The organism is Pseudoalteromonas sp. P1-30 (genome assembly GCF_001400005.1).
GTDB lineage: Bacteria > Pseudomonadota > Gammaproteobacteria > Enterobacterales > Alteromonadaceae > Pseudoalteromonas > Pseudoalteromonas atlantica.
This window is the reverse complement of the sequence record NZ_LKBC01000003.1, coordinates 85,854-108,784: the sequence shown is the minus strand read 5'-3', so window position 1 is coordinate 108,784 and position 22,931 is coordinate 85,854. Positions and strand designations below refer to the sequence as shown.

23 protein-coding genes are annotated in these 22,931 nt (G+C 41.2%); 13 read left to right on the top strand and 10 right to left on the bottom strand.

The annotated features are described in order from the left end of the window. The first annotated feature begins 12 nt into the window (after nt 1–12). Nucleotides 13–780 carry a TatD family hydrolase gene (locus tag AN395_RS08715; protein ID WP_054982737.1) on the top strand — a complete coding sequence of 256 codons (768 nt, stop codon included), beginning with the start codon at nt 13–15 and terminating at the stop codon, nt 778–780. On the opposite strand, the gene AN395_RS08710 is transcribed toward AN395_RS08715, so the two are convergent. After that, nucleotides 747–1,367 (bottom strand): AhpA/YtjB family protein, encoded by a 621-nt coding sequence (locus AN395_RS08710; protein ID WP_004586158.1) that lies wholly within the window; start codon nt 1,365–1,367, stop codon nt 747–749. The genes AN395_RS08715 and AN395_RS08710 overlap by 34 nt on opposite strands. Nucleotides 1,368–1,518: 151 nt before the next feature. Between AN395_RS08710 and serB the strand changes: the two genes are divergently transcribed. Continuing rightward, nucleotides 1,519–2,535, top strand: coding sequence for a phosphoserine phosphatase SerB (serB, locus tag AN395_RS08705; RefSeq protein WP_054982736.1), 1,017 nt, complete (start codon nt 1,519–1,521; stop codon nt 2,533–2,535). A gap of 190 nt (nt 2,536–2,725) precedes the next feature. Here serB and AN395_RS08700 read toward each other — a convergent pair whose 3' ends face one another. After that, entirely contained in the window at nt 2,726–5,203 is a 2,478-nt protein-coding gene (locus AN395_RS08700) for a PilZ domain-containing protein (protein WP_054982735.1), read from the bottom strand. 359 nt (nt 5,204–5,562) lie between these two features. Here AN395_RS08700 and radA point away from each other — a divergent pair, with 359 nt between their 5' ends. After that, nucleotides 5,563–6,948: a DNA repair protein RadA gene (gene radA, locus AN395_RS08695; protein ID WP_054982734.1), complete on the top strand. Its 1,386-nt coding sequence runs from the start codon at nt 5,563–5,565 to the stop codon at nt 6,946–6,948. Between the two features lie 75 nt (nt 6,949–7,023). Then, nucleotides 7,024–7,956: a hypothetical protein gene (locus AN395_RS08690; RefSeq protein ID WP_054982733.1), complete on the top strand. Its 933-nt coding sequence runs from the start codon at nt 7,024–7,026 to the stop codon at nt 7,954–7,956. Nucleotides 7,957–8,042: 86 nt separating this feature from the next. Here the strand turns inward: AN395_RS08690 and serA are convergent, their stop codons facing one another. The 5 genes from serA to metK all read right to left on the bottom strand — a co-directional run bounded on the left by serA (nt 8,043) and on the right by metK (nt 12,591). Beyond that, on the bottom strand, nt 8,043–9,272 hold the full coding sequence (gene serA, locus AN395_RS08685; RefSeq protein ID WP_004586164.1) for a phosphoglycerate dehydrogenase: 1,230 nt from the start codon (nt 9,270–9,272) through the stop codon (nt 8,043–8,045). A gap of 9 nt (nt 9,273–9,281) precedes the next feature. Next, complete coding sequence (gene rpiA, locus AN395_RS08680) at nt 9,282–9,935, bottom strand: ribose-5-phosphate isomerase RpiA (RefSeq protein WP_004586165.1); 654 nt, start codon at nt 9,933–9,935, stop codon at nt 9,282–9,284. A 37-nt stretch (nt 9,936–9,972) separates the two neighbouring features. Continuing rightward, entirely contained in the window at nt 9,973–10,569 is a 597-nt protein-coding gene (locus tag AN395_RS08675) for a 5-formyltetrahydrofolate cyclo-ligase (RefSeq protein ID WP_024033134.1), read from the bottom strand. A 19-nt stretch (nt 10,570–10,588) separates the two neighbouring features. Next, nucleotides 10,589–11,131 carry a hypothetical protein gene (locus AN395_RS08670; protein WP_029774274.1) on the bottom strand — a complete coding sequence of 181 codons (543 nt, stop codon included), beginning with the start codon at nt 11,129–11,131 and terminating at the stop codon, nt 10,589–10,591. Between the two features lie 308 nt (nt 11,132–11,439). Then, nucleotides 11,440–12,591 carry a methionine adenosyltransferase gene (metK, locus tag AN395_RS08665; RefSeq protein WP_004586168.1) on the bottom strand — a complete coding sequence of 384 codons (1,152 nt, stop codon included), beginning with the start codon at nt 12,589–12,591 and terminating at the stop codon, nt 11,440–11,442. A 304-nt stretch (nt 12,592–12,895) separates the two neighbouring features. Between metK and tkt the strand changes: the two genes are divergently transcribed. The 7 genes from tkt (at nt 12,896) to AN395_RS08625 (ending at nt 18,611) form a co-directional block, all read left to right on the top strand. Further along, nucleotides 12,896–14,887, top strand: a complete 1,992-nt coding sequence (tkt, locus tag AN395_RS08660; protein ID WP_054982732.1) for a transketolase — start codon at nt 12,896–12,898, stop codon at nt 14,885–14,887. Nucleotides 14,888–15,144: 257 nt separating this feature from the next. Continuing rightward, nucleotides 15,145–15,459 carry a pyrimidine/purine nucleoside phosphorylase gene (locus tag AN395_RS08650; protein ID WP_024033130.1) on the top strand — a complete coding sequence of 105 codons (315 nt, stop codon included), beginning with the start codon at nt 15,145–15,147 and terminating at the stop codon, nt 15,457–15,459. A gap of 178 nt (nt 15,460–15,637) precedes the next feature. Continuing rightward, nucleotides 15,638–15,994: a ribosome hibernation-promoting factor, HPF/YfiA family gene (gene hpf / locus AN395_RS08645; RefSeq protein ID WP_024033129.1), complete on the top strand. Its 357-nt coding sequence runs from the start codon at nt 15,638–15,640 to the stop codon at nt 15,992–15,994. Nucleotides 15,995–16,136: 142 nt separating this feature from the next. Beyond that, complete coding sequence (locus AN395_RS08640) at nt 16,137–17,372, top strand: NRAMP family divalent metal transporter (protein WP_054982730.1); 1,236 nt, start codon at nt 16,137–16,139, stop codon at nt 17,370–17,372. Between the two features lie 71 nt (nt 17,373–17,443). Beyond that, nucleotides 17,444–17,899, top strand: coding sequence for a GNAT family N-acetyltransferase (locus AN395_RS08635; RefSeq protein WP_054982729.1), 456 nt, complete (start codon nt 17,444–17,446; stop codon nt 17,897–17,899). A gap of 78 nt (nt 17,900–17,977) precedes the next feature. After that, the gene (locus AN395_RS08630) at nt 17,978–18,310 is read left to right on the top strand and encodes a type II toxin-antitoxin system RelE/ParE family toxin (RefSeq protein WP_054982728.1); all 333 of its coding nucleotides are present in this window, start codon (nt 17,978–17,980) and stop codon (nt 18,308–18,310) included. Then, nucleotides 18,297–18,611: a DNA-binding transcriptional regulator gene (locus AN395_RS08625; protein ID WP_004586175.1), complete on the top strand. Its 315-nt coding sequence runs from the start codon at nt 18,297–18,299 to the stop codon at nt 18,609–18,611. Before AN395_RS08630 ends, AN395_RS08625 begins: the two co-directional genes overlap by 14 nt. Before the next feature lie 744 nt (nt 18,612–19,355). Here AN395_RS08625 and AN395_RS08615 read toward each other — a convergent pair. From AN395_RS08615 to AN395_RS08605, 3 genes are read right to left on the bottom strand one after another with little or no spacing between them, the layout of a single operon-like run. Further along, entirely contained in the window at nt 19,356–20,543 is a 1,188-nt protein-coding gene (locus tag AN395_RS08615; protein WP_054982726.1) for a VWA domain-containing protein, read from the bottom strand. 1 nt (nt 20,544) lies between these two features. Beyond that, a complete protein-coding gene (locus AN395_RS08610; RefSeq protein ID WP_004586178.1) occupies nt 20,545–21,393 on the bottom strand; it encodes a MoxR family ATPase in 849 nt (282 codons plus the stop codon). A gap of 52 nt (nt 21,394–21,445) precedes the next feature. Next, entirely contained in the window at nt 21,446–21,685 is a 240-nt protein-coding gene (locus AN395_RS08605) for a DUF1653 domain-containing protein (protein ID WP_029774266.1), read from the bottom strand. 60 nt (nt 21,686–21,745) lie between these two features. On the opposite strand from AN395_RS08605, the gene AN395_RS08600 reads away from it, so the two are divergent. Both AN395_RS08600 and AN395_RS08595 read left to right on the top strand, forming a co-directional pair. Continuing rightward, the gene (locus tag AN395_RS08600) at nt 21,746–22,225 is read left to right on the top strand and encodes a DUF2947 domain-containing protein (protein ID WP_054982836.1); all 480 of its coding nucleotides are present in this window, start codon (nt 21,746–21,748) and stop codon (nt 22,223–22,225) included. 75 nt (nt 22,226–22,300) lie between these two features. Further along, nucleotides 22,301–22,930 (top strand): hypothetical protein, encoded by a 630-nt coding sequence (locus AN395_RS08595; RefSeq protein WP_024033119.1) that lies wholly within the window; start codon nt 22,301–22,303, stop codon nt 22,928–22,930. Nucleotide 22,931 lies beyond the last annotated feature (1 nt).

The following is a 22,931-nucleotide window of genomic DNA, read 5'->3' as shown; positions in this document are numbered from 1 at the left end:
CCGGTTTACGCTGTGAAGTTTATAGACTCCCACTGCCACCTCGATTTTACTGAGTTTGACGCAAAGCGCGAATCACTCATAAAAGAGTGTATGGCTAAAGGTGTTGAGCGCTTTGTTGTGCCAGGTATTAGCTTGGTGCAATCTCAGCAGCTAATTGAATTAAAAGCTAAATACCCACAAGTACATATTGCCGCAGGGCTTCACCCTTACTTTTTAGATGAGCATAAAGATGCTCACTTAGCGCAGTTATTCGATTTTGCAAAAACCAATAAAAAACAGCTGGTGGCAATAGGGGAGTGCGGGCTTGATAGAAGTATTCATGACCTTGAAAAACAAACCAGCCTATTTGAGCAACACATTACCCTTGCTAACGAGCTCCAGCTGCCGCTTATTGTGCATCACAGGCAAAGCCATGATTTAATTGCGCATGCGTTTAAGCGCTGCAAGCCAAAATATGGCGGGGTGATACATGCATACTCAGGCTCCATGCAACAAGCACAGTATTATATTAAACAGGGCTTTAAATTAGGCGTGGGTGGCGTTATTACCTATGAACGTGCAGCTAAAACCCGTGATGTAATTGCTCAAATAGAACCGCAGCATTTAGTGCTTGAGACGGACGCGCCCTCAATGCCATTAAGTGGCCATCAGGGAAAAATTAACACCCCTGCGCATATTCCTGCTGTATTTGAAGTTTTATGCAGCTTAAAGCCAAATACTAATAAAGCCGAGCTTGCTCAGCAGCTTTACGATTCTTGCTCTGAGGTTTTTTGCATATAGCGATTTACCTGCCAACGTTTTAGGCCTCGCCCTAGCTGCCATGTAAAAATACAGGCTATTACTAGCATTAATAAAACTTGCCTGCCTAAATCATGAAAGTGATTGTGGCTGTCAGATATCGCCGCGCGGGTTAAATAAGTAATAGATACAAAGCCTAAAGGCTTATCTATGTCGCTTACAACAGGCTCAACAAATGGGGTTTTTAGTTTACTAATCCCTGGGGTAGACTCTGGCAATTGGCCAAATATGTGGTGCGATTGCCAGTGATCGCTGCTGGCTATAAGTACGCCTTGCTGATCGTAAATTGTGGCTGAAAGTACAAACTCGTCTTTGCTTATATCATTACACAAAGCTCTAAGCTGTGGCTTATTTTTAGCAAGCAATGGCTCTTTAGCATTAAGTGCCATAAATGAGGTTAAGCTTTTGGCAGTATTATCGGCACTATTATAAAGTAGTTGGTGGCTTTCAAAGCTACTGTTAACACCTACAAAACTCAGTAATACAAAACAGCCCGCAGCCAATAACAAGCGAACGATTCGCTTTCTTTGTGATGCAGACAAAGGGCTTTTTATATGGTTATTTTTCATAGTCACCGTATATGCTACTGACAGCATTTTGATTTGATGTTACAACTACGCTAACTATAACCTTAAATCTACCCCGATGGCGAATTTAGCGTTATGAATACCCTAATTGATACGCCAAATTAGAAAAATAAATAACAAACACGGAGAACCCATGTCGCAAATGAACATGGCACAGCCAGCTGCTGAGCAAGCATTACATTCTTTAACGCTAAACACATGGTTTGATTACAAAGAAGGGAGTTTTACTCCTGCTCAAACAATACCAGATAAAACCGTTGGGTTATTTAGTATTGCGTTTGCGGGCGATTTCGAACTAAAGCATGTAACGAGCATTATCGACTTTTTAAAAACGCACGCGCTTAAAGTAACCGCTGTATGTCAATATCAGCCCGACTTAGGGTTAGCCCCAGCTCTGTGTTTTTATAGCCCAGAGGCAGAGCAAAAAATTAACCCGCTTGCACTAAGAGAGTTTGCAAACACGCTTGATTTTCAGCTAGTGCAAGTTACAACGCCACCCAACCTATATGAGCCAGGGCTGCTGGTTATGGATATGGACTCTACCGCCATCACCATAGAGTGTATTGATGAAATTGCACGTTTAGCAGATGTATATGACGATGTGGCTTCGGTGACCGCGCTTGCAATGGCGGGCAAACTAGATTTTAGCGAAAGTTTAAATCAGCGTGTAGCAAAGTTAGCCGGCATAGAGCAAAGCTTAATTGAAGATTTAAAAAACACCTTACCATTAATGCCTGGTATTAAAGCGTTATGCCAAATATTAAAGCAGCATAATTGGTATCTTGCTATAGCATCAGGCGGGTTTGTGCCCTTTGCCGAGCGTGTGCAGCAGCTGATTAATTTAGATGAAGTACATGCTAATGTGCTTGAATTTGCAAACGATAAACTCACAGGAAAAGTCTCTGGTGCCATTGTTGATGCGCAGCAAAAAGCGGTTGTTTTAGAAACACTGCAGCAAAAGCTGGGCTTAGCAAATACGCAAACGGTAGCCATTGGCGATGGTGCAAACGATTTGCTAATGATGGAAAAAGCAGGGTTAGGTGTTGCCGTACATGGTAAACCAAAAGTGGTGGAGCAAGCTCAAGCGGCTATATGTCAGGGCTCGTTACTGCAATTGTTGTATATGTTGGCTATTCCCTTAAAGAAGTAACCTGAGAATAACCACCAAAATAAGTTATACCAATCGGGTTAAGTTATTTAGATATTTATAGCGACAGATAAATAGCGTGATAACAAGGCATAAATTTCGACATGTAGTTGTTCTATTTGAGAAGTTTATAACGCCGCTAACGCTTTATTTAGCACGCTATAAACTTTTAAGTCGATTGGTATTAAGCCGCTTAGCGCAAGCGGTTTAACCATAACAGCTTTCTGCGGCCCATTTGAGCGACCTGCTTTTGATCTAACTCTAAATGGCTAAGCGCTTCGTCGGTTATATCTACAATATCACCCACCCCAGATACTGCCCACAGCGCTTCTTCTATGTCTTTTGCTTTGTGCATTGCATATTGGCTTACATATTTAAGTTCGTTTGATAGGTAGTCTGTATCTGGGCGACCCGTTCGCGATAAGTACAAGCGCATAACAAATACCAGCTCAGATTTAACGCCTGCGCTAATTTGCTCACTAAAGCTTGAATAGCTTTCCCCTAGTACGCATTGGCTCGTCACAGCCTTTTCAATGTTATCTTGTTTAGGGTCAAAATTAATTGCGAGTGTAAACGGCAAAGGCGGGTCTTGTCGGCTACGATCTTTAATGCTTGGGGTGATCACATCAATAATTTGTTGCTGCGTTAAAATATGGCTTAGGTCAGTTTTATTATTTAATAAGCCAAAATTTTGTAAAATCACGTGAATTGGGCTGGCATATAAACCAAAACCTATGGCACCTGGAATAAAGTGGCTTGCTTCTTTATGTAAATAAAGCGGGAATTGGCACACACTTTTGGTCACCATATTTCTCAGTGCGGTAGAAAGGCCTTCTATTTTAGGGGCTTCTTCAGACACTTTTAATTTATCTTTATTACTTTGAATTAATTGGGTAAAAAAGTTAACCCCTGCATGTGGTAAGTCAGCAACTCTGTTGGCTTTTAAATTAATGGTCGTTAACGACTTACTAATTGCCATCACTTCGTATTTAAGCTCACTTAAATTATGCTTTTTAGTTATTTTTTGTAAATCGGGGAAAGACAGTAAAACAATATCGCCTTTTTTAAAGCTAACCGGCGAGGCTGACTCTAATTGCAAGCCCATAACCGAAAAATCCCGAGTATGAGCCTGATACTGCTTATCCTCAAACGTAAGCTCGGCAGGTGTTTTATATAAGTAACGTTTGTGAGAGCGTAAATTTACATACTCTAGTGGCACAATATCTAAATAAGGAGGCTTATTATGCTTAGCGTGGCCAAAATGTTTAAGCTGGTTAACTAACGCCTTATCGTAGGGCTGCTTCTTATAGTGCGCTTGTTCTTCACTGTTGCCAATGGCGGTTAAAACCGCAATGTATTTTACATCTTTTATAAGGCCAGCCACTCTTGGAGAAGGTGGCTTATTTAGCTTTTCTATGTTTTTACCCGCCGAATTAGGCAACGATAATGGAATAAACGAATCATCAGGGTGGCTTGGCATAACTTGTAATTTAAAGCATTGCCAGCTGTCTTTTTGGCTACCAAACCCTAAAAATAGGTTTCTTAATTTAGGGTTGTTATTAAGCTCTGTACGCGTGGCTGAGTAGTAATAAATTTTTCCTGCAGAAACATGAGTAAACGTATATAAGTAATCTTCTTTTACTGCGTTTACTTGGGTAAGCATTTGGCTAATACGTTGATTATTTAAAATGCTATATAAGCAGGGCACTTTTCGTTCATCAGTAAAATAGCGCTGAATAAAAATATTATTTTCAGTGGTTAGGCTTAAACTAGGAACAATTTGTTCGCCTTTTTTACTTAAAAATAAGTATAAAGAGGTAACGCGCGGAATATAATATTGCTCATAACCCTTTGAAACAACAGCATCTAGGGTGTTATCTAAGTTCACTTTATAGCGGCGTTTATTACCGTTTATAAAGCTATCTAAAAAATTATCGAATGCTTCATTTTTTTCTATAAAAGTACGCTTTAAACGAATGTGGTTATATTCACGAGATATACTTTCAACTGCAACTACTTCATATTGAATGCCATTTTTAAGGCCTAGCTCAAAATCTTGCTCAAGCCCTACTAGCCGCATGGCAATTAGCTGCCCTTTTTTTATAATTTGGCGGGTAGGAAGCTTAATTTTACAACCACTCAAAGAGATATCTGAGGTACTCGCGGCAATGTTTTTCTTATCGTTGTACTCAATTTTAACTTTAATCGAGTAGTTCATTCGCTCCTCAGAGCGGCTTTCATAAGAGGCAAATTTTATTACGCTAGTAGTCAGAGTGTCGTTTTCAACTTGTGTATCACTTTGCTCTTGTGCTTGTTTTTGTAGTACGCGATGGTTGTTTTCGGTATTCATTACCGCTTCGTATACCGCTAAAGTATAGCCGCCGTGTTGTTTTAAGGCTGCCTCAAATACTTCTATGGCGGTGTCATCCATAAAGTGTTGTTTACCATTGTGCTCATACGGGCGAACTTGGCCCGTTACTAAACCTCGCAGGTCAACAAAACGGGCAACTGGCTGAGATAGGCGCGACATTTCCATTTTCATTAAAAACTGCTCAGGCTTTGTTAAACCTGCCGTTTTAGATTTAAAAATTAGGTCGAACTTTGCGTTACCTAAATAGGTTTTTAGCTCATTTACGAGGTCTTCGTGTTTGAGCAGTATGTCTTCAGCCATTTATAAATCGTCACCGTCTAATTGAAAAGTAGGTATACTGTAAAGTCCATTTATTTGAAAAATTCAATAAACGTAACATCGTGCTATGTTATTAATATAGGTACGATTTTTCGTGTAAGTACAGTTTAACTCTTGTTATTATGTGTTAAATGCCAATTTGTTGGCAAGTTACTTTAAAGTATTTAAAAGCAATAAGTATGCCCTAACTTAAAGTAAAAGAGAAAATTACATGTGTTTGTTTCTAATATAGATCCTAGAGTGGCTTTAGCAATGTAGCGCTGCTATGTCGTTCTCCCCATGATAAAATAAACAACTAAATGTATGCATTTTAAATTAAAGAATAGTAGGTAAGGTTATAAATGGCTAAGGCGGCAAAAGTAGAATTTGTTTGTACAGAGTGTGGTATGAACTACCAACGTTGGCAAGGTCAGTGTCGCTGTGGTGCGTGGAACACGTTGGCAGAATTTAAATCCTCTGCAGGGCAAAGTAAAAAAGCCGCTGCGCGAGCAACCGTTGGTGGTTATGCAGGTGGCATTGGTGGCGGCTCTAAAAAAATTGATGATGTAGCCACCACCGAGGCCGAAAAGCAGCTAACAGAAATAGGCGAGCTTGACCGTGTACTAAGCGGCGGCGTAACCACGGGCTCGGTTAATATTATATCAGGCGACCCAGGGGCGGGTAAAACAACGCTGTTATCTGATTTAGTAGCCAGAATGTCGCAGCGTATGCCATCACTTTATTGTACTGCTGAGGAGTCGTTGTCGCAGTTTAAAAACCGTGTAAACCGCTTAAAGCTTAACTATAACGCCGATGAGCTTTATTTACTTTCTGAAACTAGCGTAGAAACCATTATTGAAGAGCTTGATAAAAATAAAATTAAGTTTGCTGTTATCGACTCTATTCAGGCGGTTGTAACCGACACTGCAAATGGCAGCCCTGGTTCGCCTTCGCAAGTAAAAAGTGCCGCACAAGCGCTTACTCAGTATTGTAAGCAAAACGATGTCACTATGTTTATTATTGCCCATGTTAATAAAAATAACGAAATTGCAGGGCCGCAAACATTAGTGCATATAGTGGATGCCTTATTGCACATTGACACGAATGATGGACAGGTACGTACGCTTAGAGCTAACAAAAACCGTTTTGGTGATATTGATACCGTAGGCATTTTTAAAATGTGCGAACGCGGCATGCTAAGTGTTGATAACCCCAGCGAGATTTTTTTATCGGGATCAAGTACTGAATCACCAGGCTCTACTATTACGTGTATCCGAAAAGGTAACCGTAACTTATTGCTCGAAATTCAATGTTTAACCACCGAAACCGAAGCCGAATTTCCGCAGCGTGTGTGCGTGGGTTTAAACATGAACCGAATAAAAATGCTCACTGGTATTTTACGCAAACACACCAAAACTAAAATATTTCACGATACGTTTTTTAATATTGTGGGCGGCTTACGAATCGATGAAACCGAAACCTGTATTGATTTAGCGTTAGTAACTGCGCTTTTAAGCAGCTTAAACGAGTTTGTTGTACCGCGTACAACCTGCATTATGGGTGAGCTTAGTTTAAACGGCGATGTGCGCCCAATCGACAGTGGTGTACCACGGGTTAAAGAAGCGGCTCAGCATGGGTTTACTGAAATATTTATTCCGTTTCGTAATTACCATAAATCGATGGAAGGATTAGGGGCTAAAATTACGCCAGTAAAAACCGTGCACGAGTTACTGAGTTTAATTAATTAACGCTTACAGCGGCTGCTGTGTAATGTTACTCTTGAGCAAACACAATTTATATACAGATCAGAATAAGGAAATAGCATGAAAAAACTCGTAATAGCCATAGCCATTGTTGCAGCTGGCGTAGGCGGTGTTAGCTACGCAAACTATGTAGCAACTCAAGAAGTACGTACCGAAGTAGACAAGCAGCTTGCTTTAGTGAGCGATCAAACCGGTGCAACATTTAAATACGCGGGTTTATCGGCAAGTGTTATTTCTCAAAGTGTTGAAATTACTAACATGGAAGTAATTAGCCCTGAAGGTGATAACGTAGCGCATATTCAAAGTATTGAAGTAACCGGTTACGAAACCGATAAAATATCGCCACATACATCGTTTACAGTAAAAAGCTTTCAGTTTGATAAGGACTTTGTAGCAAAACTACCTGCTGATACAAACGAAATGCTTGCCTCTGCAAGTTACGACTTAAGCTCATCGCTCGATTACGATGAACAATCTGGCGACAGCGACGTAGTTTTAAAGCTTGATGCAAAAGATATTGCTAGTTTTAATATGGATGTAGGACTTGCTAACTCTAAAGCATTAATGGACGCATCCCTTGCTATAAGCAAAGCGCAGCAAGAAGCAGGTGACACGCCACTTACGTACGAGCAAGAGTTACAACAGCAAACCTTAGTTATGCAAGCTATGAGTAAGCTTGAGCCACGAAATATTAATTTAGTACTTAATAACCAAGGCAAATTAAAAGAGCTATTTGTGAGCGAGCTTGAAAAACAAGGTATGACGCTTGAGCAAATGCAAATGACGCTACAGCAACAGTTACAGCAAGCTCCCGTAACTGAAGAAATAGCACATGCGCTGACTGATTTTGCCAAAGGTTTAAACTCATTAAGCATATCGGCAAAATTGCCTGAAGGTAAAACCATGATGGAAGTTAACCAGCAAATAATGATGTTAGCTGGCCAGCCAGAAGAGCTAGTTAAATTTGTTAATTTAGAAGTTAAAGGCGAGTAATTGCGAACAGCTCTTAGTAGCCAGTTTAATACAAAAAAGCCGTACTTGATTAATCAAGTACGGCTTTTATTATTTTAGCTGATAGCTTAGTGAAGAATACGCGCTCTAATTGTACCTTCTACTGCGCTTAGCTCTTTAAGTGCAACTTCTGACTGATCGGTATCTACGTCAATAACTACATAACCAATTGATTCATCAGTTTGTAAGTACTGAGCGGCAATGTTAATACCGTGCTGGGCAAACGCTTGGTTAATTTGTGTAAGTACGCCAGGGCGGTTGTGGTGTACGTGCAATAAGCGGCTACGGTTAGCAAGCTCTGGTAGCGAAACCTCAGGGAAGTTAACAGCTGTAATAGTTGAACCATTATCTGAGTATTTAGCTAATTTACCGGCTACTTCAATACCAATGTTTTCTTGCGCTTCTTGGGTTGAACCACCAATGTGCGGCGTTAAAATAACGTTGTCGAATTCACGCAGTGGCGATACAAATTCTTCTTCGTTAGATTTTGGCTCAACAGGGAATACATCAATAGCTGCGCCGCTTAGCTTTTTCTCGCTAAGTGCTTCAGCAAGTGCATCAATATCCACTACAGTACCGCGTGAAGCGTTAATTAGTATTGATCCTTGCTTCATTACGGCAAGTTCTGCTGTGCCAATTAGGTTTTTAGTTTGCGGTGTTTCTGGTACGTGTAAACTAATAATATCAGCGCGCTGTAAAAGCTGTGTTAGGTTATGAATTTGTGTTGCATTACCTAAAGAGAGCTTATCTTCAATGTCGTAATACTCTACGTTCATACCTATGTTTTCAGCCATAATACCAAGCTGTGTACCTATGTGGCCGTAACCAATAATCCCGAGCGTTTTACCGCGCGCTTCAAACGAGCCGGTTGCTGTTTTTAACCAGCCGCCACGGTGCGCTGCTGCATTACGCTCTGGAATACCACGTAATAGTAATAGTATTTCGCCAAGTACAAGTTCAGCCACTGAACGAGTGTTTGAAAACGGTGCATTAAATACCGCAATACCGCGCTCGCGAGCTGAGTTTAAGTCAACTTGGTTAGTACCAATACAAAAACAGCCAATGGCTACTAGCTTTTCAGCTGAGTCTAAAACTGCTTGGTTAATATGAGTACGAGAACGAAGCCCTACAAAGTGCACATCTTTAATACGCTCTTTAAGTTCGTCCTCAGGTAGCGATGTTTTTACGTAGTCGATGTTGCTGTAACCATTACGTTTAAGCGTTTCTACTGCGCTTTGGTGAACACCTTCAAGCAAGAGAATTTTAATTTTGTCTTTTGCTAACGATACCTTACTCATAACCTCATCCTATTTAATTTGTGGCCCATTTTTAGTGCCGATAATCACTTTATCAGCGCCGCGCATCGCAAATAGGCCGTTGGTAACTACGCCAACAATTGAATTAATTTGTGTTTCAAGTTGTTTGGCATTACTAATACTTAAATTGTGTACATCTAAAATAACGTTACCGTTATCGGTTACTACGCCTTGGCGGTACACAGGGTCGCCACCAAGTTTTAATAATTCACGCGCTACGTAGCTGCGTGCCATTGGTATAACTTCTACCGGAAGCGGAAAATCGCCCAATGTATCTACTAATTTTGTGTCATCAACAATACAAACAAATTGTTTTGCAACGGCTGCGACTATTTTTTCGCGGGTAAGTGCTGCGCCGCCGCCTTTGATCATTTCGTTTTGGGCATTAATTTCATCTGCGCCGTCTACGTATACATCAAGAGCATCTACATCGTTTAGCTCAAACACTTCAATACCTAACGCGTGTAAACGCGCTGTTGAAGCCTCAGAGCTAGATACCGCACCCGTTATGGTGTCTTTTACTGTGCCTAGGGCATCAATAAAATGATTTACGGTAGAGCCTGTCCCTACACCAACAATGGTGTTTTCTTTTACAAACTCGAGTGCAGCCCACGCAGCTGCTTTTTTTAATTCGTCTTGCGTCATTGTTATGCTCATATTTCAAATGTGTAGTGGGTGTTTATTACCAGTGATAAATTTTATCGGGAGTAATAATGGTTTTAAGTGGAACATCCCACGATTCAATTGGCAGTGCATCTACTTTTTGGCAGCTATGTGCTAAGCCTATAAGTTGCGGTTTTTGCCAATTGTAAGCGTGTAATTGCGCCAGTGTTTTATCGTAAAATCCACCCCCCATTCCTAATCTGTTACCTTGATTATCAAATGCTACAAGTGGCATCAGTAAGTAATCTAAATCAGTTAATGGGCATATTTGAGAGCAGTTCAGCTTAGGCTCCAAGATACCATAGCGATTTGCCCTCATGGGTGAGTTTTTTTCATAGCGTTGAAACAGCAAAGTAGCCCCATTAAATGGGTGTATAACGGGTAAGTAAAGGGTGTGGCCTTGTCGCCATAACTCATTAATTAACAATGATGTATCTAATTCTCCATCGTTACTAAAGTAAATGGCTATATGTTTTTTTGAGGCTGTTTTATCGCTATTTAGCTGTTGAGTAAAATTCAACTTTAACTGTGCTGCGGCTTTTTCTTGCTGTTTTTTTGATAGATTATTGCGTAATTGGCGAATAGATTGGCGTATGTGTGTACGTTTATTGCTCATTGTAATTACGCACCTTTGATTAAATAGACACTAAATCAGGAAAAGCTAAGTAAACAGCAAGCACAATAAGTAGTAAAACGGCAGTGGCAATCAGTGAATATAACAAAGTATTGCTACGCGTTTTAACGGGTTCATCGAGCTGCTCGTCAAGCATTAGATCATCTTCTTGCCACTCATCGCTTTCGTCTGTAGGGCTTTTTAGCTCATTGGTTGGAAGTCTTTGTTCTAGCTCTTCTAGCTTTTCTTCTAGGCGGATCAGGCTGCTCGTTATGTAATCAAGGGCATCAAAAATCCGTTCATCACGCTGACTAGCTGCGCTAGGGCTTTGAGTGGGTAGTTCACCTGTGGCTTGTAACTTACTTTTAATGCCTAGGCTTGCCAGTAATTTGGCCTGCTTTAAGGCTTTGTCTTTATTGCTAGGTGCAAAAAGTGCTTTGCCATTAAAAAACTGAGTTACTTTATCTTCAGACGTTTTTAGCTTACTTGCTAAATTTACGCAGGCCGTTTTAGCCTCAGTGCCCTCGGCGAGCCCTACAAACATAACGCGAAAATTATTGGCCATTTACTTATCCCTTAAGCTTTTATTATGCAAAGAGTATATACCTAAAACCGTACGAAATTCGAGGGCTAGCTAATACCAATTTAATTCAAAACACGATTAGTTTAGCGTATTAAATAGCGCACTGACTGCGTTAAAATTATTTATATAAAATAACTGTACGCCGTAAATTCCTTTGTTATTGCACTATTTACTGGGTGCTATGATAAATAACTAAATTAATGCAATTGATATAAATAGTATAATTAGCCTTTGCTTTAGATATAAAAACGGCCCTTAAAAGGGCCGTTTATTATTTAATGCATTTTGGCTTAAAGGCCAGCAGCTGCGCGAAGTGCGTCTGCTTTATCTGTACGTTCCCATGGGAATTCGTCACGACCAAAGTGACCGTATGCCGCTGTTGGTTGGTAAATTGGGCGCTCTAAATCAAGCATTTGAATTAAGCCGTAAGGGCGTAGGTCAAAGTGCTCACGAATAAGCTCAATTAAACGACCTTCTTCAAGCTTGCTTGTACCAAAGGTTTCAACGCTGATAGAGGTAGGCTCTGCTACACCAATTGCGTAAGATACTTGTAGCTCACACTTATCAGCAAGGCCTGCAGCCACTACGTTTTTAGCTACGTAACGTGCAGCGTATGCAGCTGAGCGGTCAACTTTTGATGGATCTTTACCTGAGAAAGCACCACCACCGTGACGTGCCATACCACCGTATGTATCTACGATGATTTTACGACCCGTTAAACCACAGTCGCCCATTGGTCCGCCAATTACAAAGCGACCCGTTGGGTTAATGAAAAATTTAGTCGCGCTAGTAATAAGCTCGGCAGGAAGTACTGGCTTAATGATGGTTTCCATCACGGCTTCTACTAAGTCATTTTGCGAAATTTCTTCTGCGTGCTGAGTAGAAAGCACAACTGCATCAATACCTACTGGCTTGCCGTTTTCGTATGCAAAAGTTACTTGAGATTTTGCATCTGGGCGTAACCAGTTAAGCTCGCCGCTTTTACGTACTTGCGCTTGGCGCTGTACTAAACGGTGTGAGTAAGTAATTGGCGCAGGCATTAGTACTTCTGTTTCGTTACATGCATAACCAAACATAAGGCCTTGGTCGCCAGCACCTTGTTCTTCTGGGCTAGTACGGTCAACACCTTGGTTAATATCAGGAGACTGCTTACCAATTGTGTTTAAAATTGCACACGAGTCTGCATCGAAACCCATGTCTGAATGCGTGTAGCCAATTTCACGTACTGTTTTACGTGTAATTTCTTCAATATCAACCCATGCGCTAGTGGTAATTTCACCACCAACCATAACCATACCGGTTTTTACGTAAGTTTCGCACGCAACACGGGCATGAGAGTCTTGCTCTAGGATAGCATCAAGTACCGCATCAGAGATTTGATCGGCGATTTTATCCGGATGACCTTCAGAAACAGATTCAGAAGTAAATAAATGTTTTGCCATTGTATTTCTGCTCACAAATATTGCGCTTCACAAACGTCGGTATTAGCGCTAAAAAATTAAGGGGCGTATTTTATCTAAAACAAAACACCTTGCATAGTGTTTTTACGCCTAGACGTCTAAATAAAATGAGTAATAACTTTTTGGTCTTAAAAAATATTCATAATAGCCCATTTTTATAGGGTTTTTAATTGCACACTGCACCCACATTAAGTAAGAATGGTTGCTATAACAGCTCTTAAGTTACTTAAGGGTATTAACGAACACATAAGTACCCGCGCAAATACACATAAAGGTAGGAGAATTCATGCCATCTCGCAAAGAACTTGCAAATGCTATTCGCGTCTTGTCAATGGACGCAGTACAAAAGGCCAAATCTGGCCACCCTGGAGCCCCAATGGGCATGGCCGATATCGCAGAAGTATTATGGCGCGATTATCTAAAGCATAATCCAACTAATCCAGAGTGGGCTGACCGTGACAGATTTATTCTTTCAAATGGCCACGGTTCAATGCTTATCTATTCTCTATTGCACCTAACTGGTTACGACTTACCACTTGATGAAATTAAAAACTTCCGTCAAATGCATTCTAAAACGCCAGGCCATCCTGAGTACGGTTATGCACCAGGAATTGAAACTACTACGGGCCCACTAGGTCAGGGGATCACAAACGCGGTAGGTATGGCGATTGCTGAAAAAGCGCTTGCTGCACAATTTAACCGTGAAGGCCACGACATTGTTGATCACTACACGTATGCATTTATGGGTGATGGTTGTTTAATGGAAGGTATTTCTCATGAAGCATGTTCACTTGCTGGCACATTAGGCCTTGGCAAGTTAGTGGCTTTTTGGGATGACAACGGTATTTCAATCGATGGTGAAGTAGAAGGTTGGTTTAGCGACGATACACCGGCACGCTTTAAAGCATACGGCTGGCATGTAATAAGTGACGTTGATGGCCACGACAGCGATGCTGTTAGTGCTGCAATAGCAGAGGCTCAAAGTGTTACTGACAAACCATCACTAATTTGTTGTAAAACAGTGATTGGTTACGGTTCACCTAATAAATCTGGTAGCCACGATTGTCACGGCGCGCCATTAGGTGATGACGAAATTACAGCGTCTCGCGAATTTTTAGGCTGGTCTGGTGGTGCATTTGAAATCCCTGATGATATTTACGCACAGTGGGATAGCAAAGAAAAAGGTCAACAGCTTGAATCTAGCTGGGACGAAAAATTTGCAGCATACGCAAAAGCATACCCAGAGCTTGCAGCTGAATATAAGCGCCGTATTAACAACGAACTTCCAGGCGATTGGGCTGAAAAATCTCAAGCATACATAGAGCAACTACAAGCAAACCCTGCAAATCCTGCATCTCGTAAAGCGTCGCAAAATGCATTAAATGCATTTGGCCCGTTATTACCAGAATTCATGGGTGGCTCAGCCGATTTAGCTGGCTCAAACTTAACAATTTGGGATGGCTCTAAAGGGCTAACTGCAGACGATGCAAGCGGTAACTACGTTTACTACGGTGTACGTGAGTTTGGTATGTCGGCAATTATGAATGGTATTGCCCTTCATAAAGGCTTTATTCCTTACGGTGCAACGTTCTTAATGTTTGTTGAATACGCAAAAAATGCGGTACGTATGGCTGCACTAATGAAGCAACCAAGCATTTTTGTTTACACGCACGATTCAATCGGCCTAGGTGAAGACGGTCCAACTCACCAACCGGTAGAGCAAATTGCGAGCATGCGTTTAACGCCAAACTTATACAACTGGCGCCCGTGTGACCAAGTTGAGTCGGCAATTGCATGGCAACAAGCTATTGAGCGTAAAGACGGTCCTACGTCACTTATCTTTACTCGCCAAGGTCTTGAGCAACAAGCGCGTGACGCTCAGCAATTAGCAGATGTTAAAAAGGGTGGTTACATCCTTAGCTGTGACGGCGAGCCAGAGCTAATTATTATTGCAACAGGTTCTGAGGTGCAACTAGCACAAGACTCTGCAACAGAGCTACGCAGCCAAGGTAAAAAGGTACGTGTTGTATCTATGCCATGTACTGATGTATTTGAAGAGCAAAGCGCACAGTACAAAGAAAGCGTACTACCGGCAGCCGTTACACGCCGCGTAGCAGTAGAAGCAGGTATTGCTGATTACTGGTACAAGTACGTGGGCCTAAATGGCGCAGTAGTAGGTATGACTACCTTTGGTGAGTCGGCACCTGCTGGTGAGCTGTTTGAGCACTTTGGCTTTACAGTAGAGAACATTGTAAATAAAGCAAACGAACTGTTTTAATAGTTAGCTTTAATATTTAAAAGCCCGCCCTGTGTAAAACAGGGCGGGCTTTTTTGTTTGCTAACTGAGTTATAAAGTGGCGTAGTAGCCTTAAGATACTTGAATCACACTGCTTGAAATACGTAGTACTTTTTTGGCTTAAAGCCTTTTGAGTTTTAATTTCAGATGAGTAATTTTCACAGCGCTTTTCTTGCAAGGCTATGACCTATCAGGCAAGGTGGTGGCCGATTAAATAAAATAATACAACAGGAGTGAGGATGTCTCAGTTTGAAAATGTAAGCGTAATTAAAAAAGCGAACGTGTATTTTGACGGTAAAGTATCAAGCCGTACCGTGGTATTTAACGATGGCACAACCAAAACGCTAGGTTTTATGCAACCAGGTGAATTTGTATTTGACACCAGTAAAAAAGAATTAATGGAGCTATTAGGCGGCCAGTGGGACATTTTATTACCTGGAGAAACGCAGTGGAAAACATTTATCGCAGGCGAATCATTTAATGTTGATGCCAATGTGAGCTTTAAAGTAAAAGTGAGTGATTTTGCTGACTATTGCTGTTCGTACACAGACTAAACGCTAAAGGCTAGACGTCTGAAAGCCCATACTTTATGGGCTTTGCATAAACTTTGCACAACTTATAATTTAAATCAGTTTAAGTAACAAATTAATTTCAAAAATCAGTGCTTTTTCCTTGTGTTAATCTAAATAGCCCCCAATACTATTTATGAGGTAACAAATAAAAGGATACCCTATGAAAATTAATCTTTCTGGTCACCATGTAGACGTTACTAACTCTATTAGAGAGCATATCAACGAAAAGTTTTCAAAAATCGAGAGCCACTTTCCATCACTTATCGCACTCGACATTATATTGTCTAAAGAGCATCACAAAATCCAAGCAGAAATTAGCACAAATTACGAAGGTGCGCGTATATCGGTAAAAGGGGAAAACGAAGTTATGTACCCGGCGATTGCAAGCGCAGCTAAAAAACTCGATGCAGCACTAAAACATCGAAAAGGGCAAATAAAAGCAAATTTACACGAAAAGCCTGTAAGCACAACGCCAGAGATAGCGCACGAAATCATCCAAGAGATGGAACTAAAATAAGATTTAGTCCCAAAGTACTATAAAAAAGAGCCTTACGGCTCTTTTTTATTGCCTTTAATTTAGGTAAGTTATGCAGCCTTCGGTGTTATTAATTATGAAAATTAATAACCAGAGCGAATAACACACATAATTTGAGAAGTTAATGCAGCAAACACACACCTCTTGGAAATCTCGATTGGGCGCACTAGGCCCTGGTATCTTAATGGCAACCGCAGCAATTGGCGGCTCTCACTTAGTTGCATCTACTCAAGCTGGCGCGCTATTTGGCTGGCAACTGTTTTGGCTAATTCTCGTTGTTAACGTATTAAAGTACCCATTTTTTCGTTTTGGTATGGAATACACCCTAGCAACCAAAAACAGTTTAGTAGAAGGCTATAAAAATAAAGGCCCTGTCTATTTTTATAGTTTTATTGGCTTAAATATACTTGCCGCCATAGTTAATACCGCAGGGGTGCTATTACTGACTGCAAGCTTGCTGCATTATGCACTGCCAATAGTGATAGAAGTCACGCTACTGTGTTGGATATTGCTCGGTGTGTGTTTAGCTATTTTATTACTTGGGCACTTTAAAGCGCTCGACAGCGTTGCTAAAGGCATTATGGGACTATTAACGCTTGCTACTGTTATTGCACTGGTTATCGCGTTTAGTAACGGCCCAATGGCGCCAGCTGATTATGTTGGCCCGTCTCCGTACGAGCTGGCTATGCTGAGCTTTATGGTCGCGTTAATGGGCTGGATGCCGGCACCCATTGAAATTTCAGCCCTTAGCTCGCTATGGCTCAAAGAAAAACAAACTCAGCAAACGGTTACTAAAAGCCAAGGCTTATTCGATTTTAACGTAGGCTATTGGCTAACAGCCTGTTTAGCATTGGTATTTTTTAGCTTAGGTGTGCTGGTGCAATATGGGCAAAGCAGCAGTATTGAGCTTGGCGGTGTTGCCTTTGCTAAACAGCTTATTGATATGTACGCACTGACTATTGGCGAGTGGGCAAGGCCACTTGTATCAGCCATTGCTTTTTTATGTATGTTTGGCACTACACTCACCGTGCTTGATGGCTACGCCCGTACACTTAACGAGTCACATAAATTACTTGGTTTTAAGCAATCTAAACACAGTTTAAATATTTGGTTAGTACTGCAGGCTTTTGCCGGTATGGCCGTTATTTTATTTTTTAAATCGGCCCTGGGACCAATGCTTACCTTTGCCATGACACTTGCTTTTGTAACCACCCCCGTTTTTGCATGGCTTAACTTTAGTTTAGTGCGCTCAGAGCCGGCCATTAAACACAGCGTACTATTGCGCAGCTTAACGTGGTTAGGCTTAGTGTACTTAGTTGGTTTTGCTGTTGCGTTTGTGGTTTGGAAACTAGCAGCCTAAAAATAGCTGTTTATTTTAGGGCTTTAATTAAAGCCCTAAAGCATTAAATTCAAGAATTAAATGGGGTGTAAGTGGATATTAGAACAGACGCGCTTTCAAACCCACACATTATAAAGTTACTACAAGCGCATCATAACGATATGCTAAAACACTCACCTCTTGAAAGCGTACATGCGCTGGATGTAACTAAACTCACAAAGCCCGATTTAACTTTTTATAGCTTATCGATTGATAATAATTTAGCGGGTGTTGGCGCATTAAAAGCGCTCAATGCCACGCATGGCGAAATTAAATCCATGCGCACCTCAAGCAACTATTTACGCCAAGGCATAGCCGCTAAGTTACTCACGCATATTATTGAGCAAGCAACACTGCGAGGGTATAAAAAGTTAAGCCTAGAAACTGGAACAGCAAAAGCATTTTTACCTGCGCAAAAGCTTTACACTCAATTTGGTTTTAAAGAGTGCGAGCCGTTCGGTGATTATCAGCTAGATCCGTATAGCTTGTTTATGAGTAAAGTGCTTTAGCTAAAGCAAAAGATACCAGCTGCCGCCCATTTAAAATCTTTAATTGAATTTGTACGCTATCTGCGTATACTTCTATGTATGAAAAGCCTATTTGTTGAATCAAGCATATTTGAAAAGTACCGAGAGCTGTACTTGAGTGATGACGAATATCGTTTATTTCAAGCAGACCTCATGGTTAACCCAAAGCAGGGCGATGTGATTCAAGGAACAGGCGGCTTACGTAAAGTTCGAGTTGCGAGCAAAGGAAAAGGTAAGCGTGGCGGTTCAAGAGTTATATATTATTACTTGGACGACAAAAGACGTTTTTATCTACTCACTATTTACAGTAAAAACGAAGTAACCGATTTAACAGCAGATCAGAAAAAGCAATTAAAAGAATTCTTAGAGGTATGGCGCAATGAGCAAACGTGATTTATTTTCAGAATTAACGACAGCACTTGATGATGCTAAAGCGCATTCACAAGGAAAGCTTACGTTACGTACTCATGCGGTAAATGATATTAACGATCTTGCTATTTCACCCGATGAAATAGTAAATATTCGAGAAACATTTAATATGTCGCGCGGTGTATTTGCAAACATTCTACATACATCAGCAAGAACACTCGAAAACTGGGAGCAAGGGCGTAGTGCACCGAATGGGCAAGCAATTACCTTGTTAAAGCTTGTGCAGCGACATCCTGAAACATTGAATCATATAGCTGAATTGTAGGCCTCTAGCTGCTCTTTTTCTATCATTCTAAGGGACTAAAATGGATAACACTAACTTTATAATACGTGTGCTAAAGTGGGCAACACTACAAGAATAGTTTACTTTTCAGCAACTATGTAAAGCTGTCCAGCTAAATGAAAAAGAGCAGGAGCAGTTAAAACGGTTAATTCATGATAAATCACTTTTGTTTCACTCACACTCATCATTCTATAGTTCGGTAGCTAGACCTGGGTCGGATATTAAATTATTTGCAAGCGCAGAAGATCACTTTAGATTTTTAGAGTATGTAGAGCTTAATGAAGCTAGGGAATCAGCAAAAGGTGCGAATAGGAAAGCTTTATTTGCGATATGGATAGCTATTTTATCTACGGTCGTATCGATTTTTCTATCTATACTGTCAATCAAATCGGATTTAAATATACCGGTTAAGCTATATTCAACCATAAATAAAACAAATAAAAGTGTTTTGGGAGAGCTGACAGAAATTAAGAATGATAATTACGAGCTAAAGGAAAAGTTAATCTCGAATTCTGTTTGTTTAATTAATTCTGACCCTACCTATAAATAACAGGGTAAGTCGGGTTGTTTCTAGTTAATTCATCATTTTTGTCGGATGGCGTGGCTTCGCCACTTATCCGACCTACGTCAAAGGTAGGTTGGTTAAGCCAAAGGCGCCACCCAACAACGTTATAGGTTCACGCCTGAAGCCCCGCTGCTAGTTCTAAGCCTTCGTAAATTAATATTCTAACTCAGCTCTTTTATCGCGTTACTTATTCCATCTAAACTCAGCGGGTACATTCTGTTATCCATCAGCTGCTTTATAAAATCAATGGATTGATAGTAAGGCCAGTGTTCAACGGGTTGTGGGTTGAGCCAGGCTACTTTATCGAAGTGATTGGTAATTCGTTGTAACCATGCACTGCCGGGCTCTTTATTGTAGTGCTCTACTGAGCCGCCGGGGTAGGCTATTTCGTAAGGGCCCATAGTGGCATCACCTACAAATATGACCTTGTAGTCGCTGGTAAATTTATTAATCAGCGTCATGGTGTCGATGATGTTTGAATGGCGCCGCGCATTGTCTTGCCAAACGTGCTCGTATAAGCAGTTATGAAAGTAGTAAAACTCTAAATGTTTAAACTCGCTGTGGGCTGCGCTAAATAGCTCTTCGCAGGTATGAATGTAGTCATCCATTGAGCCGCCAATATCAAACAGCATTAATACTTTAACGGCATTGTGGCGCTCGGGTGCCATTTTTACATCCAGCATGCCGCCTTGTTTTGCAGTAGCGCGAATGGTCTCGTTTAAATCCAGTGTGTCGCTTGCGCCAGTGCGGGCAAACTTACGTAACTTTTTAAGGGCGAGTTTAATAGTACGCGAGCCAATTTCTCTGTCGGTGTCGAGGTTTTTGTATTCTCGTTTATCCCACACTTTTACCGCTTGGCGATTACGGTTACCCTCTTGCCCTATACGCACGCCCTCTGGGTTATACCCATATGCACCAAAAGGTGATGTACCACCAGTGCCTACCCATTTATTGCCGCCAGCGTGGCGTTTTTGTTGCTCTTGTAAACGCTCTTTTAGGGTTTTCATTAGCTCGTCGAGCCCGCCCATGGCTTTTAGCTGGGCTTTTTCTTCATCGCTTAGGTGTTTTTCAAACTCTTTACGCAACCAGTCTTTAGGTAAGTTGTGCTGTTGTTTTAAACTTTCGAGCAAATCAAGGTCGGCAATACCGCTAAAATAGTCGCTGAAGGCTTTGTCGAACCGGTCAAAATGGGTTTCGTCTTTTACCATTATGGTGCGCGCTAAATGGTAAAAGCCATCTACATCGGCAAATATAACGCCTTTTTTTAAGGCGTTAATTAAATCGAGTAGTTCGCGTAGGCTTACAGGTAAACGGTATTTGCGCAGCGTGAAAAAAAACTGTACTAGCATGTTAGCGACGGCTCATAAACGCAAGTTTTTCGATGAGGCTTATGTCTTGCTCATTTTTAAGCAGTGCGCCAAACATCGGCATTAAGCCGCCTTTTTGGGCTTTATCGTGCAGTGTTTTAGCGTCTATATCTTCGGCCATTAAAAGCTTTAACCAATCCAGCAGTTCGCTGGTGGAAGGTTTCTTTTTAAGACCGTTGGCTTCACGTAAGTTAAAAAATACTTCGAGTGCTTGGCGTACTAAATCTTGTTTAACGTTAGGGTAGTGCACATCAACGATTTGCTGCATTTCCTCGCTGCTTGGAAAATCAATATAGTGAAAAAAGCAGCGGCGTAAAAAGGCATCTGGCAATTCTTTTTCGTTGTTTGACGTGATGATCACAATAGGGCGTTCTTTCGCTACAATGCGCTCGTTAGTTTCGTAAACATGAAACTCCATTTTATCAAGTTCGAGCAGTAAGTCGTTTGGGAACTCGATGTCGGCTTTGTCTATTTCGTCGATTAAAAGCACTGGGCGTTTGCCGTTAAGTTCAGCGTAGTTAAACGCTTGCCACAGCTTACCTTTAACAATGTAGTTGCCAATGTTATGTACGCGCTCATCGCCTAATTGGCTGTCGCGTAGGCGCGATACCGCGTCGTATTCGTACAAGCCCTGTTGTGCTTTGGTGGTTGATTTAATGTGCCACTGAATAAGCTCGGTATCTAAGCTTTTAGCAAGCTCTTCAGCCAGCATGGTTTTACCTGTACCTGGCTCACCTTTAATTAATAAGGGCTTTTCAAGCATAATAGCGGCATTTACAGCCTGTTTAAGCGAGCTGCTAGCGATGTAGTTGTCGGTAGAATTAAATTGCACGGGTTCCCCTTGCCTGGTCTGATCAGTGTTGTATGTGATTATAATGCCATAGTTAATCTGCAGCTCCAAGGTAGGCAAAGCGTGGAATAGTGTGTCCATCTTTTTCAACGGTTTCTAAAAACATACTTAGTGGACGTGCCCACATGCCGTACTCGCCATACAGGGCTTGGTATATAACAAGTTGTTCGTCGGTTTCGCTGTGTGTTGCTACGTAAAATACTTTGTATTGTGGACCTTTGTAGTGTTGATATATGCCTGGTTTGAGGGAAAGCGGTTTTATTGCTGTAGTCATGTTTTGATCTCTTGTATAATTGCGTTTGCTTTTTATTATGCCAAAGAATACACCAACACTATGAATTATATTTCGCTCGATGATCACAAAAAAGCCTGGGTTTTTCGTCATAAAGACCTCCTTGTATCTGAAGAAGACGCTGCGCGTATTAAGCCAATGACCAGCGAACGTGCTGCGGTGCTTTGGAGCACTATGGTGAGCCGCGAGTTCGACCACCCCGATTTTTTTGATAAAACTGATTGGTGCGGTAAAGAAGAAAGCTTTAGCGATGAAGTAAATTGGGAAGATGCGTGGGAAAATGGCGACGAAAGCTTACCGCAAGCTATTTTGGATCATTTAGATTGGCAGGCTAATACCACCGTTTATTTTTGTATGGCACGCGATAACGTTATAGAAACCACCTTTGATGTATTTAAACGTAATTGGCAAAACTTTATGTTTTTAGCTGATGGCAGTTTATTAATAGGTAAAAAGCGTAATACCGTGGTGCAATTTTTAGAAAGCGGCATTGCTAAATTAGGTGAAAAGCCAAGTGCTTAAATTGCCAAGTGCGCTTAAAAAATAGCCGCTATTGTGCTATAAAACAGCTACCTAATTGTTTTTTGAGTATAACTATTGGTAGCGAAGAGTCAGCCACTTGCAGCTCAGCAGCAAGAAATATGGCAAAGTGATGCGCAAAAAGTGCTGTATGCACAATTGTGCAATGCGTTTTATCAGCGAGAGGTACAGCGCTTAGTTGCTGAGCCTAATGCCGATAAACTACGCCGCCAATTAAAAAGCTTACCGTATTATATAGAACGGGCGGCGACTTTGGTTGCCAATGGGAGTTCGCCGTTTACGCTCGACTCACAAAATGGCTCTTGGCTTGAAAAACAAAAGCCAACACCGCCAGAGGTTAACGCTCAGGCAAATGAACTTTTTTATAAAAAATATGCCCAAGTGGGGCTAATAGTGCCGGTGTTAATAAATAGCCATGATCAAGTGAGGCTAAGAATAGACAGCATAGATCAAGTAAGCGACAATAAACTGCACTGTAATGAACTAGGCTGGTTTGATTTTTTTGGCAAGGGCCTAGAGCAAGCAAATGCGCAGTTGGTAAAACCCAGTAAAATGAGTTTAACAGCGGCGTGTTGCGGGCATCAGTGGCAATTTTCAAAACGCTGCGCACCTAGGTTGCTTTCACTTAGAGAAATGCTATTAGCGGGTAATATTAATTGGCGTAATATAAAACGCCCACGAGCCTAAT

Excerpts from the sequence above, each read along its gene's own strand:
- AN395_RS08710 (WP_004586158.1), bottom strand. The coding sequence starts at position 1,367 with ATGAAAAATAACCATATAAAAAGCCCTTTGTCTGCATCACAAAGAAAG.
- serB (WP_054982736.1), top strand. The coding sequence starts at position 1,519 with ATGTCGCAAATGAACATGGCACAGCCAGCTGCTGAGCAAGCATTACAT.
- AN395_RS08700 (WP_054982735.1), bottom strand. The coding sequence starts at position 5,203 with ATGGCTGAAGACATACTGCTCAAACACGAAGACCTCGTAAATGAGCTA.
- radA (WP_054982734.1), top strand. The coding sequence starts at position 5,563 with ATGGCTAAGGCGGCAAAAGTAGAATTTGTTTGTACAGAGTGTGGTATG.
- AN395_RS08690 (WP_054982733.1), top strand. The coding sequence starts at position 7,024 with ATGAAAAAACTCGTAATAGCCATAGCCATTGTTGCAGCTGGCGTAGGC.
- serA (WP_004586164.1), bottom strand. The coding sequence starts at position 9,272 with ATGAGTAAGGTATCGTTAGCAAAAGACAAAATTAAAATTCTCTTGCTT.
- rpiA (WP_004586165.1), bottom strand. The coding sequence starts at position 9,935 with ATGACGCAAGACGAATTAAAAAAAGCAGCTGCGTGGGCTGCACTCGAG.
- AN395_RS08675 (WP_024033134.1), bottom strand. The coding sequence starts at position 10,569 with ATGAGCAATAAACGTACACACATACGCCAATCTATTCGCCAATTACGC.
- AN395_RS08670 (WP_029774274.1), bottom strand. The coding sequence starts at position 11,131 with ATGGCCAATAATTTTCGCGTTATGTTTGTAGGGCTCGCCGAGGGCACT.
- metK (WP_004586168.1), bottom strand. The coding sequence starts at position 12,591 with ATGGCAAAACATTTATTTACTTCTGAATCTGTTTCTGAAGGTCATCCG.
- tkt (WP_054982732.1), top strand. The coding sequence starts at position 12,896 with ATGCCATCTCGCAAAGAACTTGCAAATGCTATTCGCGTCTTGTCAATG.
- AN395_RS08650 (WP_024033130.1), top strand. The coding sequence starts at position 15,145 with ATGTCTCAGTTTGAAAATGTAAGCGTAATTAAAAAAGCGAACGTGTAT.
- hpf (WP_024033129.1), top strand. The coding sequence starts at position 15,638 with ATGAAAATTAATCTTTCTGGTCACCATGTAGACGTTACTAACTCTATT.
- AN395_RS08640 (WP_054982730.1), top strand. The coding sequence starts at position 16,137 with ATGCAGCAAACACACACCTCTTGGAAATCTCGATTGGGCGCACTAGGC.
- AN395_RS08630 (WP_054982728.1), top strand. The coding sequence starts at position 17,978 with ATGAAAAGCCTATTTGTTGAATCAAGCATATTTGAAAAGTACCGAGAG.
- AN395_RS08625 (WP_004586175.1), top strand. The coding sequence starts at position 18,297 with ATGAGCAAACGTGATTTATTTTCAGAATTAACGACAGCACTTGATGAT.
- AN395_RS08615 (WP_054982726.1), bottom strand. The coding sequence starts at position 20,543 with ATGCTAGTACAGTTTTTTTTCACGCTGCGCAAATACCGTTTACCTGTA.
- AN395_RS08605 (WP_029774266.1), bottom strand. The coding sequence starts at position 21,685 with ATGACTACAGCAATAAAACCGCTTTCCCTCAAACCAGGCATATATCAA.
- AN395_RS08600 (WP_054982836.1), top strand. The coding sequence starts at position 21,746 with ATGAATTATATTTCGCTCGATGATCACAAAAAAGCCTGGGTTTTTCGT.